Origin of the sequence: Vibrio renipiscarius, assembly GCF_000827885.1 — a bacterium.
Taxonomy (GTDB): domain Bacteria; phylum Pseudomonadota; class Gammaproteobacteria; order Enterobacterales; family Vibrionaceae; genus Vibrio; species Vibrio renipiscarius.
Map to the genome: position 1 here is coordinate 529,819 of NZ_JTKH01000024.1, position 12,792 is coordinate 542,610.

At 45.0% G+C, this 12,792-nt stretch carries 12 protein-coding genes and 1 pseudogene; 7 read left to right on the forward strand and 6 right to left on the reverse strand.

The window, feature by feature from the left end:
• The first annotated feature begins 237 nt into the window (after nt 1-237).
• A complete protein-coding gene (locus OJ16_RS20100; protein WP_040992244.1) occupies nt 238-417 on the forward strand; it encodes a hypothetical protein in 180 nt (59 codons plus the stop codon).
• Here OJ16_RS20100 and OJ16_RS16000 read toward each other — a convergent pair.
• Together OJ16_RS16000 and OJ16_RS16005 are read right to left on the reverse strand one after the other, a co-directional pair.
• Nucleotides 414-887 (reverse strand): methylated-DNA--[protein]-cysteine S-methyltransferase, encoded by a 474-nt coding sequence (locus OJ16_RS16000; RefSeq protein ID WP_040992245.1) that lies wholly within the window; start codon nt 885-887, stop codon nt 414-416. The genes OJ16_RS20100 and OJ16_RS16000 overlap by 4 nt on opposite strands.
• Nucleotides 884-2,238: pseudogene (locus tag OJ16_RS16005) on the reverse strand (AlkA N-terminal domain-containing protein). The gene OJ16_RS16000 and the pseudogene OJ16_RS16005 overlap by 4 nt, the downstream one beginning before the upstream one ends.
• Nucleotides 2,239-2,485: 247 nt before the next feature.
• On the opposite strand from OJ16_RS16005, the gene OJ16_RS16010 reads away from it, so the two are divergent.
• Together OJ16_RS16010 and OJ16_RS16015 are read left to right on the forward strand one after the other, a co-directional pair.
• On the forward strand, nt 2,486-2,689 hold the full coding sequence (locus tag OJ16_RS16010) for a hypothetical protein (RefSeq protein WP_040992246.1): 204 nt from the start codon (nt 2,486-2,488) through the stop codon (nt 2,687-2,689).
• A 472-nt stretch (nt 2,690-3,161) separates the two neighbouring features.
• The gene (locus OJ16_RS16015) at nt 3,162-3,623 is read left to right on the forward strand and encodes a DUF2846 domain-containing protein (protein WP_040992247.1); all 462 of its coding nucleotides are present in this window, start codon (nt 3,162-3,164) and stop codon (nt 3,621-3,623) included.
• Between the two features lie 70 nt (nt 3,624-3,693).
• On the opposite strand, the gene OJ16_RS16020 is transcribed toward OJ16_RS16015, so the two are convergent.
• A complete protein-coding gene (locus tag OJ16_RS16020; protein ID WP_040992248.1) occupies nt 3,694-4,575 on the reverse strand; it encodes a LysR family transcriptional regulator in 882 nt (293 codons plus the stop codon).
• A 248-nt stretch (nt 4,576-4,823) separates the two neighbouring features.
• Between OJ16_RS16020 and OJ16_RS16025 the strand changes: the two genes are divergently transcribed.
• The 3 genes from OJ16_RS16025 (at nt 4,824) to speB (ending at nt 8,261) form a co-directional block, all read left to right on the forward strand.
• Nucleotides 4,824-5,180 (forward strand): DUF413 domain-containing protein, encoded by a 357-nt coding sequence (locus tag OJ16_RS16025; RefSeq protein ID WP_040992249.1) that lies wholly within the window; start codon nt 4,824-4,826, stop codon nt 5,178-5,180.
• A 240-nt stretch (nt 5,181-5,420) separates the two neighbouring features.
• Complete coding sequence (gene speA, locus OJ16_RS16030; RefSeq protein WP_040992250.1) at nt 5,421-7,331, forward strand: arginine decarboxylase; 1,911 nt, start codon at nt 5,421-5,423, stop codon at nt 7,329-7,331.
• Nucleotides 7,332-8,261: an agmatinase gene (speB, locus tag OJ16_RS16035; protein ID WP_040992251.1), complete on the forward strand. Its 930-nt coding sequence runs from the start codon at nt 7,332-7,334 to the stop codon at nt 8,259-8,261.
• 164 nt (nt 8,262-8,425) lie between these two features.
• Here the strand turns inward: speB and OJ16_RS16040 are convergent, their stop codons facing one another.
• From OJ16_RS16040 to OJ16_RS16050, 3 genes are all read right to left on the reverse strand, one after another.
• Nucleotides 8,426-9,814, reverse strand: a complete 1,389-nt coding sequence (locus OJ16_RS16040; protein ID WP_040992252.1) for an SLC13 family permease — start codon at nt 9,812-9,814, stop codon at nt 8,426-8,428.
• A 114-nt stretch (nt 9,815-9,928) separates the two neighbouring features.
• Nucleotides 9,929-10,789: an alpha/beta fold hydrolase gene (locus tag OJ16_RS16045; RefSeq protein WP_040992253.1), complete on the reverse strand. Its 861-nt coding sequence runs from the start codon at nt 10,787-10,789 to the stop codon at nt 9,929-9,931.
• 95 nt (nt 10,790-10,884) lie between these two features.
• Entirely contained in the window at nt 10,885-11,499 is a 615-nt protein-coding gene (locus tag OJ16_RS16050; RefSeq protein ID WP_040992254.1) for a TetR/AcrR family transcriptional regulator, read from the reverse strand.
• Between the two features lie 213 nt (nt 11,500-11,712).
• Between OJ16_RS16050 and OJ16_RS16055 the strand changes: the two genes are divergently transcribed.
• Nucleotides 11,713-12,735 carry an acyltransferase gene (locus tag OJ16_RS16055; protein ID WP_040992255.1) on the forward strand — a complete coding sequence of 341 codons (1,023 nt, stop codon included), beginning with the start codon at nt 11,713-11,715 and terminating at the stop codon, nt 12,733-12,735.
• The last annotated feature ends 57 nt before the right edge of the window (nt 12,736-12,792 follow it).

The following is a 12,792-nucleotide window of genomic DNA, read 5'->3' on the forward strand; positions in this document are numbered from 1 at the left end:
TTACTCGCATACTGTAAGCCCCATCGCTGCACATAAGAATCAACGGCGATATCCGTTGGCTTAAATAACTCCCCTACCTCAAAACCGATGCTTATCTCACCCTATTTCACCAACATGAAATAATGGTCACAATTTAAATACCATCGTTAAATCAGGCGCGATAAAAACGTTCTAGATCAAAAATACAAACCACAAGACGCCGTAGGCTGTCCTTCTATCGGATAGAAGGGAATCTCTATGTTTAAATGTGGACAGTGTCGACAATTCAGTCGAGCGCGTGACAATCTAAAAGATCTATGTGCCGCTTGGCAGCAACCCACTTTAGCAACGCGTGAGGCTTGCGACTTTTTCAGTCTAAAGAAAGCGTTGTTCGATCCTCAACAATACGCGAGCGCTCCCATCAAGAACAAGCCTTAATACCCTTGTTCTAACTTCAGCAGTGCAGCTTTTCTGGTCACGCCCCCGGCGTAACCGGTGAGTTTGCCATTTTTGCCAATCACACGATGGCAAGGCACAATGACTGAAATCGGGTTTTTCCCATTGGCCAACCCCACCGCTCTCACGGCTCTAGGGTTACCGATGGCATTAGCTAAATCCTGATAACTCCATGTCTCACCGAATGGAATCGTCGTTAAGGCTTGCCAGATTTGCATTTGAAAAGGGGTGCCCGTCGCCGCTAATGGCAAATCAAATTGATTTCGAATACCTAAATAATACTCATCAAGCTGCTTGATGGTTTCAACCAGCAGAGCGAAGTGATCATCTCGTTCTCCAAGATGCTCAGGCAAGGTCGTATTCACCTCAAACCACGCGCCAGTTACCCCATCATCATTTGCTTGTAAGGTCATTTCCCCTAAGGGGGTCTTCATCACGGTGTAGCGTTTCATTGTGCATGACTCCATAAGTGAAACGTTGCGTAGCTGCCAAAAGGGGCAACCGATTTGGCATTAATGTTAGGAAATTGAATCATTGCTTTTTTAACGACTAAATCTCCGTCTAAAAAACAATCCGGCTGAGAAAGCCCGCGCAACGCGGCATAACTCACCGTCCAAGGGCCAATGCCTTTCAATGCCAGCCATTGGCTAAAATCTGCGTCAGAATTGTGCATCATCAACTCTGCAAAACGGCTTAGCGTCTCTTTGCGGCTTTGTGGCATTCGTAAAAAGCTTAAGTCCGCTTGTGCCAACTCTTGTGGCGTGGGGAAGTGAGTGGCCCCTTGCGGTTGCAGTGTACTCACCAATAAATTCAATTGATTGATCGCGGCTTTGATGGAAACTTGCTGCCCGAGAATTGCTCTAACGCCCGCTTCCCACACATTCCAAACGCCAGGGATACGTAAACCCGAAAGTTGCACCAAAGCCGGTTCAAGGTGATGAAAATGGTCTTCAATGGCTTGTGTATCCACATCTAAATCCAGCATGCGGCGCACTTGCCTCACCAACCCCTTCATTTGAGTGATGTCAGACAAGTCAAATTCAAGCTGAACTTTATTGGCCGTACGGCCAAAATAAACCGAAAATTCACCACTCGCATCACCCAACTGGAAGCGGCGGTGATAACTATCTTCACCTACTCGCTCTAGCCCTTCGATAGCACGAAGGCGATAGAAATCCAAAGCGTATTGCCATGCAAACGGTCCATGGTAGCTCAATTCGATGGTGTGTGTTTCCAGCGGTAAATTAGCGGTTCGTCGTACTTCGCGGGGGTCAAGTTGAGTGCTTTTTGAAACGCATCATTAAAACGACGTGTACTATTGAAACCACTGGCAAAACCAATGTCCATGATGCTCATATTGCTGCTATGTAAGAGCTGCTTGGCAAACATCAATTGGTGATAAAGCGCGTACTGCTTCGGCGACATACCCAACTTTTTTTGAAATAACTGCCGCAAGTACCGGTCGCTAATACCCAGCCTTTCGGCCAATGCTTCTAATGTCGCATGCTGCAACGCCCCTTGTTCGATGAGGGCTAATGCACGTTCAAACGACGTTGAACTGCCTCGCCATGCCCATGAATGTGGTGCGCTGTCAGGCCGACAACGCAAACAAGGACGATAACCTGCGTGCAACGCCTGAGCCGCATCAATAAAATACTCAACGTTTTCTTCTTTGGGTAAATTGGCGGGACAAATGGGCCGACAAAATATCTTCGTCGTTTTCACCGCAACAAAGAATTGCCCATCAAATCGAGCATCTCTTGCTTGTCGAGCAAGCTGGTATTGACGTTGTTGATGATCCATTTTCTCCCCCTTATCCCAATGCAATGACACTTAGGCCGACCCTGTTAGTCATGATTTAGTTTACGTATTTTTTACTGATTTTATCGCCATATTCGGAACTCTATACTGTTTGTTAAAAAAAGTGGCGATTAAACTCATCATAGGGTTGATTGTTAACTGACCTTTCGCTAATTTTAACAGTAAGAATTTGTCTACTCGGCTTAAAAAAGAGACAAAAATCATAAAAACAAACAACAGGATGTTGGCTATGTATTTACAATCGTGCACCATTGTGCTGAGAAATCACTCAACCTTAATTTGCAAAACCGTCGAACAATCACTTGGTATCATCGACCATCATGGTTCGTCAAATATTGACGCTATCGTCATTAAAGCAAAGAAAGGCAATCACGTTCATCATTATCAAACCCTTTCTGTAGAAGAGTCGATCGAAAGTTTAATGAGTCTATAGAGCTCTCCCACCCCCTTACCGACTTTCTTACCGACACTTTCTACCCAACTTTGATACGCCATATTGGCAATGCACGAACGACTATGTGCATTGCCATTAATACACGACATCGCAACTCAATCACATCCGTTAAGCTCATTGCATGCCTCTGCTCTAGACATTCTCTCGCCAAGACAATCTTCTCCCCTCCCTTTACGACCTCTGTTTATTGAATGCTCGCTTTTCTTACCTTTCGATTTGTGTATCTTTTTTATTGCTTCTCTTCTGAATGACTGACCTTTTGAGTTACACATTCCATACTCTAAAATGTTCATATTCGAGCTTGTGTTGGTCGTAACATTGAGACAAAACTCAATTAATAAAGCTCTTGAGCGTTTCGTGCCTTGTACCGCAACTTCCCTTTAAACCCCCACAATCGATATATTCATCAATTATATTGGCTTTGCAAATCATAGTATTAAAGGGATTTCTTATGAAAAAGGCAGCTTTAGCTCTCACCATATTACTTGGCCTTTCTGGCTGTGCATCGGTTCCAACAGCGGATACAAGTCAAACGGAGAAGGTGCTTGAATTTTCTGCGCCGAGTGACAGTATGGCGGGTATTTATATCTACCGCCCTGATGCTTTTGCAGGCCAAGCGCTTAAAAAGGATGTCTATCTGAATGGCGAGTGTGTGGGTGAAACCGCACCCGGAGTCTTCTTTTATGAAGAAGTTGAAGGGGGCAAAGAACATATTATTGGGACAGAATCTGAATTCTCGGCCAACAATATCACTCTCTTGACCGAGACAGGGCGTCTCTATTTTATCGAGCAATACATTAAGATTGGGTTATTTGTCGGCGGAGCGCATGTTGAAGTCGTCGATGAAGAAACGGGCCGAGTAGAAGTTGCGAAGACGCAAATGGCCATTAAAGGCACGTGCAATAATCAATAATCAATAATCAATAACTGACCACCGATAAAATAAAACTCGTCAATCGACGAGTTTTATTTTAGTTCGGCACTTACATCTCGGCTGCGTTTTGCAAACTATAAGCGGTAATCGGGTCAATGTTTTTCACCAACTCTTCAACCTGCTTAATGGCTTCAACCGATGTGCTCGCCTTGCGATAGCTCAAATAAATCGGACGACACCACTCTTCAACGCCGTCCACTTTTTTCAATTGTCCGTTCGCTAAGAACGACTCAACCAAAGAAGCCGGAAGATAAGCGCTGCCGCCTTTTTCTAAGATAAAATCGAGGGCGATTCGGGCGGTTGATGTACGCAGATAAGGGGCTGGAATTTTCGCATGGCGCTCTGCATGTTCAGAGGCAAACTTAGTCCCCCAATCGACATAGACATATTTGTCGTCAAAAACGGAGCTTGTTGAATGCGCGTCGGTAGACACTAAGAGAAGAACAACATCGGCAACTTTCTTGCAGTTCAATTCATCCGCTTTGATTTGATCAAAGGCAAATGCCATATCAAGCGTGCGTTCTTGTAAACTACGAACCAAAGATTCACGCCCCATGACCTCGGCCATAAAGCCGTAGCCTTCAAACGCTTCTGTCGTCGCACTTAAGCAATTTTGTAGATACGCATCCCAGACATTTGGCGTCCCGCCCATCGTTAACTGCAATTTTTTCCCGCTTTCTAGCGATAGTTCTAACTTTGCTTGCTGCAACGTCGTCACCATCACTTCGGCATAACTGACCAATCGCTCTCCAGCTGAGGTCAATTTAATGTTATTGCGATCACGGATAAAAAGTTGAGTGTCAAAATACCCTTCTAACTGTTTAATGCGTGCACTTACGGCAGCTTGTGTTATGTACAAATTTTCAGCAGCGCGTCCAAAATGGCGAACCTTCGCCAACTCTAAAAATGTTTTAAAGACTTTTACGTCCATTGTTATACCTCAGAAAATAGCGCTGCAAGATTAGCAGGGAATTCCCAAATCAAAAAAGCAAGAAGCTGGAAAATGTTACATAGATTTAACAATATAAATTAATGGAAATCACAAAAAAATTTTGTTTTTCTTTTGACGATTTTACGCATAATTTTCGCCATGTACCAATGCTGATTAGGGCGAAAAACGTAAAAAATGCCCGCTTGCATTGGTCTTAGTCCATTACATACCATTTGAGGTTAATCGAAATGTCTGACACTGAATTTCGTCATGGCAAAAAACGTTTTTACGATAACACGAAGTTTCCACGTGGTTTTGCCAAGTCGGGTGATTTTACTCTTGCAGAAGAGGAAATCCTAACGCTTTATGGTGACACTATGTTTGGTTTGGAAACCGGCGAACTGTCTCCACAGAACGCAGAAGAGAAACACTTCGTTAAGGTAATTGAGAATCCAGGGAAGGCAAAAACCAAACTCGAGCGTATTTGGCTAAAATACATTCAACTTGCTCGAGGTCGTAAGCGCTTTCATACCCTCAATGGCCGCAATAAGACCGATGCGTCGGAAGATTTTTCTGAAGACAGCAGCCTAGTCGAAGAAGATTAATTCGCTTAAAACGCCTCAAATTTGAGGCGTTTTTTTTAACCCAAATCACAAAAAACGCCCCGTTTATCCGCCTGCTTTTGATGCTATACTTACTTGTCGATTCGACAATATTTATTTGTTTTACTCTCTTTCGCATTTATCCGTTAATGCGCGCGACACGTGAGCCCTATAATTCCGTGTCAGGTGTGATATCAGCGTAATCTGATTCATGTTCTTCTCTCTATTTTCGTGAGAATAGATGTGGAAAAAACATCCAAATTAGACCGCGTGCGCGCGGATTATAACGTTCACTACTGGAGCCAAGGTTTTTATGGCATTGATAACCAAGGTGAAGTGTACGTATCTCCTACTACCGACAAAGCGCACCAAATCCCATTAAGTTCGATTGTGTCTCAACTAGAACAGAAGCAACTAAACTTGCCTGTTCTTGTTCGCTTTCCGCAAATCTTGCACGAACGTGTGCACGGTATTTGCCAAGCATTCAACCAAGCAATTGACGAGTATCAATATCCAAACAACTACCTTTTGGTTTACCCAATTAAAGTAAACCAACAAAAAGAAGTTGTGGATGAAATTCTGGCAAGCCAAGCAAGCTTAGAAACCAAACAACTCGGCCTTGAGGCTGGCAGTAAGCCAGAACTTCTTGCTGTTTTAGGTTTGGCTCAAAAAGCCAGTTCAGTGATCGTGTGTAACGGCTATAAAGACCGTGAGTACATTCGTCTTGCACTGATTGGTGAAAAGCTTGGCCATAAAGTCTTTATCGTTCTTGAAAAGCTGTCTGAGCTTGATCTGGTTTTAACTGAAGCAAAAAGCTTGGGTGTGAAGCCTCGTCTTGGTATTCGTATTCGCCTTGCCTCTCAAGGTGCAGGCAAATGGCAAGCCAGTGGCGGTGAGAAATCGAAATTCGGCCTGTCAGCCTCTCAAGTCCTAACGGTTATCGATCGCCTAAAGAAAGAAGACCAGCTTGATGCGATGCAATTGGTGCACTTCCACCTTGGTTCGCAAATGGCAAACATCCGCGATATTCGTAATGGCGTTAATGAATCTGCGCGCTTCTATTGCGAACTACGTGAAATGGGCGCGAAAATCGATTTCTTTGATATCGGTGGTGGCCTAGCCGTTGATTACGATGGTACACGCAGCCAATCTTCCAGTTCAATGAACTACGGTTTGATTGAATACGCTCGAAACATCGTGTCAACCGTGGGTGATGTGTGTCAAGAATATCATCAGCCGATGCCCGTGATCATATCAGAATCCGGTCGCTCACTGACTGCGCATCACGCGGTGTTGATCACCAACGTGATTGGTACAGAAACGTATCAGCCTGAGCAAATTACGCCGCTAGAAGACGACGCACCGACACTATTGCAAAATATGTGGCGCAATTTGCAGGCGCTTCAAGAAGGCAGCGACGCGCGTGCATTAATCGAGATTTATAACGATACGCAAAGCGACTTGTCCGAAGTGCACTCACAGTTTGCGATGGGATTACTCAATCTCCCGCAACGCGCTTGGGCAGAACAAGTTTCACTGCGCATCTATTTTGAATTAACGCGTGCTTTAAGTACCAAGAACCGTTTCCATCGTCCAATTTTAGACGAGCTTCACGAACGTTTAGCCGACAAGTTCTTTGTTAACTTTTCTCTATTCCAGTCGTTACCTGATGCTTGGGGTATTGATCAGGTATTCCCTGTGCTGCCACTTTCAGGTTTGGATGAATTAGAAGATCGCCGCGCAGTCATGCTCGACATCACTTGCGACTCCGATGGTGCGATCGAGCAGTACGTTGAAGGCCAAGGCATTGAAACCACGCTCCCGGTTCCTGCATGGAGCACAGACAAGCCTTACTTGATGGGTTTCTTCCTTGTCGGGGCATACCAAGAGATCTTGGGTGACATGCACAACCTGTTTGGCGACACCCACAGCGCCGTTGTTACCGTCAATGATCAAGGCGAAGCGATCATTGAACGAATTGATGAAGGTGACACCGTTGAAGACATGTTGCGTTACGTTCACATTGACGTAGACGACATTCGCGAGCATTATCGCGAGCTCGTCAACAAACGGGTTGACCAACAAGAACAACAACAGGTGCTGCAAGAGCTTGAACAAGGCCTATGTGGTTACACCTATTTAGAGGATTTTTAAATGAATGATTTGTTTACTAAAACTGATTATTCACTCTACTCGAATTCGATGAGTTTTATGCGCCGTCCTTACCTGCGTAATCCTATTGGCAGCGATGCTGATTTGGTTGTGCTGGGTGTTCCTTTGGACATGGCAACATCGGGTCGACCAGGTGCGCGTATGGGCCCTGATGCAATTCGTAGAGCGTCTGTAAACCTAGCATGGGAAGGTAAGAAATTCCCATGGGATTTCAACGTCTTTGACCGTGCAAAAGTCATTGATGCTGGCGATCTTGTTTTTGATTGCGGTGACGCAGAAGATTTTACTTACCGCCTAGAAAAAGCGACCAGCGAAATCTTAAAAAATGGCAAGACGATGCTGGCATTGGGCGGTGATCACTTCATCACACTTCCGATCTTGCGTGCGTATGCCAAACACCATGGTGAAATGGCATTAATTCACTTTGATGCTCACACCGATACGTATGCTAACGGCAGTGCGTATGATCACGGCACCATGTTCTACCATGCGCCGAACGAAGGTCTTATTTCACCAAAGCACTCTGTGCAAATTGGTATTCGTACTGAGTACGAGCAAAAAGACCACGGCTTTAATGTGATCAATGCGATGCAAGCCAACGATATGACGGCAACGGACATCGTTGAGAAAGTCCGCACTATCGTGGGTGACAAACCGGTCTATGTTACGTTTGATATTGACTGTCTTGATCCCGCTTATGCACCAGGTACGGGTACACCCGTATGCGGCGGCTTAAGCTCAGATAAAGTGTTGAAAATTCTACGTGGTTTCGCTGGTATGAATATTGTGGGTATGGATGTCGTTGAAGTATCACCGGCTTACGATCACAGTGACATGACCGCACTCGCAGGGGCTACCGTTGCCCTTGAATTGATGTACGCTTGGGCATCAAACCGAAAATCAGCAGACTAACACTCTCCTTTTTCGGTTTTGAATAACCATCGTGTTCTTTTGAAAAAGTCAGTGTTCGCACTGACTTTTTTTTACCCGGTTATCGGGGGAAAGAGCCATGATTTACCGCTCATAAAAAAACGCCAAGCTCGCTTGGCGTTTTTTTTCAAGATGAGGTTTCGGTATTACGACCAGAACAACATCGCAATAATGGTTAGCACGCTAATACAAATAATATTTAGAATAATGCCCACCCTCATCATTTCATGTTGCTTGATGTGACCAGAGCCAAACACTATCGCATTCGGCGGCGTCGCCACTGGCAGCATAAAGGCACAAGACGCAGACACCGCAATCAAGACTGAAAGAATGATCGGCGACAAGCCAAATGCTTCCGCTACGCTGGCAAAAACAGGGATAAGTAACGCGGCACTGGCGGTATTACTGGCAAATTCCGTAAGGAACACCACGAAGGTCGCAATCACAATCACAATAATGAATAGGCCAAGATGAGAAATCATTTCACTAAGTGCATTGGCTAAAAAGACACTGGCCCCCGTCGCTTTCAATACATTACTTAGACAAATCCCCCCACCGAACAGCAGCAAGACACCCCAATCCGCCGTTTTTTCTATATCTTTCCAGTGCACCACTCGCGCAAAGTTAACCGCAACAATCGCACCAAGGGCGACGATGGTATCGAATTTTGCATAACCACCCAGCATTCCGTTAATCGGCTTACTGAATATCCAGAAAAAGACCGTGGCAGAGAAGATGGCGAGTGTGACCACTTTGCCTTTATCCCAATTCACTGGCTCGTGGTTTAAATCAAATTCACCATTCAAATCGGGTTTTAATACGCTATAGAGCACCGCTATCGCAACCGGTAATAAGATCGCTGCAGTAGGCAAACCAAAGGCCATCCAATCGGTAAAGGTGAGTCCCACTTCTGCCGCCGCAATGGCATTAGGTGGGCTACCAACAATCGTTGCAATACCCCCGATACTGGCACTATAAGCAATACCAAGCAGCACAAAAACGTAAGTCTGATGGCCGCTCTCTTCATTCACTTTACTAAGAACCCCTAGTACCAATGGCAACATCATCGCCGTTGTCGCGGTATTACTGATCCACATCGACAGCAAAGCGGTCACACCAAATAGCATGAACACCGCAACGCTCATTTTGCCTTTTGCCACAATGAGCACTTTATCTGCGATAACCTTATCGAGCCCTTGACGATGCATTGCCGCCGCCAAAGCAAAACCGCCTAAAAATAGGAAAATGATCGAATTAGCAAAATTGTTGAGCGCGGTTTGGGTATCAAACACACCAAAAAGGACCGCCATAACCGGCACCAGTATGGCGGTGACAGTCACGTGAAGTGCTTCGGTTAGCCACAAAATGGCAACAAAAATCAACATACTCAGGCCAAGGACGACTTGAGGATCAAACGGTAGGGTGAAATAGAGCGTCGCGAATAGGGCAATATCAGCCAAGATGATTAAACTATTCCGGTTTATGAGCCATTCTCGGGTATTGCTGGGTAGCGGAACACTATCATTTTTATTCATTATTATTTTCCTTATGAGGGGCAGATGAGCATCAAGAATGATCCCACATAACCCTCTCCGGAAATATTTTTCTTTGCGAATTTATTAACCACATCATAAATGTGGTTAACAATGTTAATCATTTGATTTAGCTATCAACCTATCGAAGCTATCCATCACTTGCTGGCACATCATTACACGCCCATGCCCTTGTCCTTGTGTTGCGACTAATTCTACATTTTCCATCTCATTTGCCGCACGCTGTGACACGGAGAACTTCGTGAATTTGTCATTTTCATCATGAACAATGATGGTTTTCTTACTGCGCTGCGATAACTTTTGATACGGGTCTATCGATTGCAGCGGGTAGTGATATTGCTCTTGCAGTTCCTCAACCACCGCATGAAATAGGCGCATTGAGTAACCTGAGCGGGCCACGCTGCTAAACAAGTTTTCAAGATAATCCAACACCGGAGCAATCAATAAAAGCGGTTTATCGACTAACTTACTATGACGACACTCAATGGCCGACGCTGTCCCCATGCTATGACCGACCAATCCTGCCACTTCATCCACACTATCAAGCACAGCATCGAGCCCATTAACAAAGGCAGGTATGTGGCCATACAACCCATCACTTTCGCCATGAGCTGGGTGATCATACGCAAGAGCGGTATAGCCTTGGCGCGCAATATGCTCCATCAATGGGAAATATTGACTGGCGGTTCCTGACCAGCCATGCGTTAGCACCCACACCGGCCCTTGCCCTAATGAATAGGCCGTGAGCGTCCCTTCTTTAGAGGCAATGGTACTTTTCACCACGCCTTCTGGCTGGTGATTTTTAGGCTGATTACGCACAGGCGTGAGCAACAACTTACGTGCGGTATTGCGCGCATGAGTCGGCGCAAGGCGGTGATGCAGCCGAGTAGAAACGTTGACCAAGCTGCGTTTTAAGCTGAACTTGTTCGACGTGTTGAAGTAAATTTTTTCGCTCATAGTACCTATCCTTTGGGGCACCGCATAAAACGAACGACCGTGCTTTTTATGCGGATAATAAAGGCAAACGGCTGTCACCATTTGCCTATCCGTTCTCATTGTTTGTTATTGGTTATCGAAGATGGTTTCCAATCACTCATTAAGCGCTCAACACCTTGCCAAAAGTGATGCTGGCTTACCTCTTCACCATGAATGGTGTAAAACAAATGCGCACTCAAATAGAGGCCATATAGCTCAAACGTAGCCTGCCTCGGCACAAGGTGAGGCTTAAATTCGCCCTTCTCGACACCTTTCGCCACCTGAATTTCTAAATAATCAATCCAATGCCGAATGGTCTTCTTGAGCCTTTTTTGTAATGGCGTGTCACTGCTCGACGCTTCTTTCCAAGCATCTAAAAACATACAGCTGCCCTGAAAAGAATGGTTCCAACCCAGCCAGTTATCAAGCAATGAACTCAACTTACGTTCAATATCATCATCGCCAATATGGCGAGCAGGTACGATAACGCGCTGAACAAAGACATCATTGGCGTGTTCAATAACACCAATTTGAAGATTCTCTTTTGAGTTGAAATGAGCAAACAGGCCACTTTTTGACATTGAGCACTGTTTAGCCAACTCACCGATCGTCAAACTTTCCAACCCGTTCTTACTGGCCAATTCAAACGCAGTCGTTAATATCGCTTCACGGGTTATTCGACCTTTACTCATGACTCAGCTCTTTTATTACACTCTCTCTATTTTTAGCACGACCGTTCTTATTTGCAAGTATAAGATTCATTTTGACCGATGACGTAAACTTGATTTGCATCCCGAATTTAAGATTATTCGTCGTAAAACAAAGCGAATGTTGATGGGTATCCATTGCACATTAAAGGTTTCCTGATAGCGTTAGCGCGTTTTCCATCAAGTAGATAATTTGTAATGGCATCAGAAAAAATATCCAGTATTGAACTTGGCCGCCTCATCGCAATTTTTGTCGTTGTCGCGATGCATTGCCAAATGTTCTTAACGTACTTCCTTTATCAAGACACACCTTGGGTTGGTTTCATCTTTAATCAATCGACACGCTTTGCGGTTCCACTCTTTTTCTTAATTTCAGGCTACCTTATCCAGCCTAAATTAATCACTGCACCTATCGAGACAGTGAAGCGTTACTGTGCGCCATTGCTGCGCGTTTTTGTCGTGTGGAGTGTGATTTGCTTGCTGATGCCGTTCAACCTTCACAAAGTCATGACCGAAGGCTACCTTGCCGAACGTGAAGGTTACTGGGGATTTCTCGCTCAATCGCCATTAAACTCATTACTTGAAGGCGGCCTAGTGCATTTATGGTTTATCCCTGCACTCATGCTAGCTGCCTTGATCACCGCTCTTTTTGTCAAGGCCGATAAATTAAATTGGCTCATCCCCGTCGCTCTCGTGATGTACATTTACGGTGTATTGGCGGGCAGTTACCAAAATATCACCGAGTTATGGACACCATTTTTCACCCGTAATGGTCCATTCTTCAGCACACTGATGTTTGCATTGGGCTTTGTGATTCGTCAAAAAGAGATTCGTGTAACCGCAACCCAAGCTCTAGTCATGGCTTTGCTCGGTATGGTGATTCACTTTTCAGAGGCGTATTTCTTAACCCAATACAAACAAGCCTTCAATGCCAATGACTTCTTATTGGGCACTGCACTTTGGGGGATGGGCTTGTTCTTATTTTTGCTGGCCAAACCAAACCTTGGCAACACACCATGGGTGCTGAACTTATCGAAACTCGTCTTACCGATTTACGTCGCTCATTTGCCAATGATCATCGTTATGATGAACGTCAGTGGCTTTTTAGGCCTCACTGGCGCCACTAAAGACGCTGCCGTTTTCTCTGGCGCGGTCATATTAACGTTGTTGCTGGTGAAAGGCTTGGAACGCACGCCACTGAGCAAGTGGTTATTCCGTTAGAAGCGGCACCGTTAAGAAAATAGACTCCGTTAAAAGAATAGAAACCGTCGCATTCGC

What these genes read in the sequence shown, in the direction of transcription:
- OJ16_RS20100 (WP_040992244.1), top strand. Translation starts at nt 238, where the DNA reads ATGTTTAAATGTGGACAGTGTCGACAATTCAGTCGAGCGCGTGACAAT.
- OJ16_RS16000 (WP_040992245.1), bottom strand. Translation starts at nt 887, where the DNA reads ATGAAACGCTACACCGTGATGAAGACCCCCTTAGGGGAAATGACCTTA.
- OJ16_RS16010 (WP_040992246.1), top strand. Translation starts at nt 2,486, where the DNA reads ATGTATTTACAATCGTGCACCATTGTGCTGAGAAATCACTCAACCTTA.
- OJ16_RS16015 (WP_040992247.1), top strand. Translation starts at nt 3,162, where the DNA reads ATGAAAAAGGCAGCTTTAGCTCTCACCATATTACTTGGCCTTTCTGGC.
- OJ16_RS16020 (WP_040992248.1), bottom strand. Translation starts at nt 4,575, where the DNA reads ATGGACGTAAAAGTCTTTAAAACATTTTTAGAGTTGGCGAAGGTTCGC.
- OJ16_RS16025 (WP_040992249.1), top strand. Translation starts at nt 4,824, where the DNA reads ATGTCTGACACTGAATTTCGTCATGGCAAAAAACGTTTTTACGATAAC.
- speB (WP_040992251.1), top strand. Translation starts at nt 7,332, where the DNA reads ATGAATGATTTGTTTACTAAAACTGATTATTCACTCTACTCGAATTCG.
- OJ16_RS16040 (WP_040992252.1), bottom strand. Translation starts at nt 9,814, where the DNA reads ATGAATAAAAATGATAGTGTTCCGCTACCCAGCAATACCCGAGAATGG.
- OJ16_RS16045 (WP_040992253.1), bottom strand. Translation starts at nt 10,789, where the DNA reads ATGAGCGAAAAAATTTACTTCAACACGTCGAACAAGTTCAGCTTAAAA.
- OJ16_RS16050 (WP_040992254.1), bottom strand. Translation starts at nt 11,499, where the DNA reads ATGAGTAAAGGTCGAATAACCCGTGAAGCGATATTAACGACTGCGTTT.
- OJ16_RS16055 (WP_040992255.1), top strand. Translation starts at nt 11,713, where the DNA reads ATGGCATCAGAAAAAATATCCAGTATTGAACTTGGCCGCCTCATCGCA.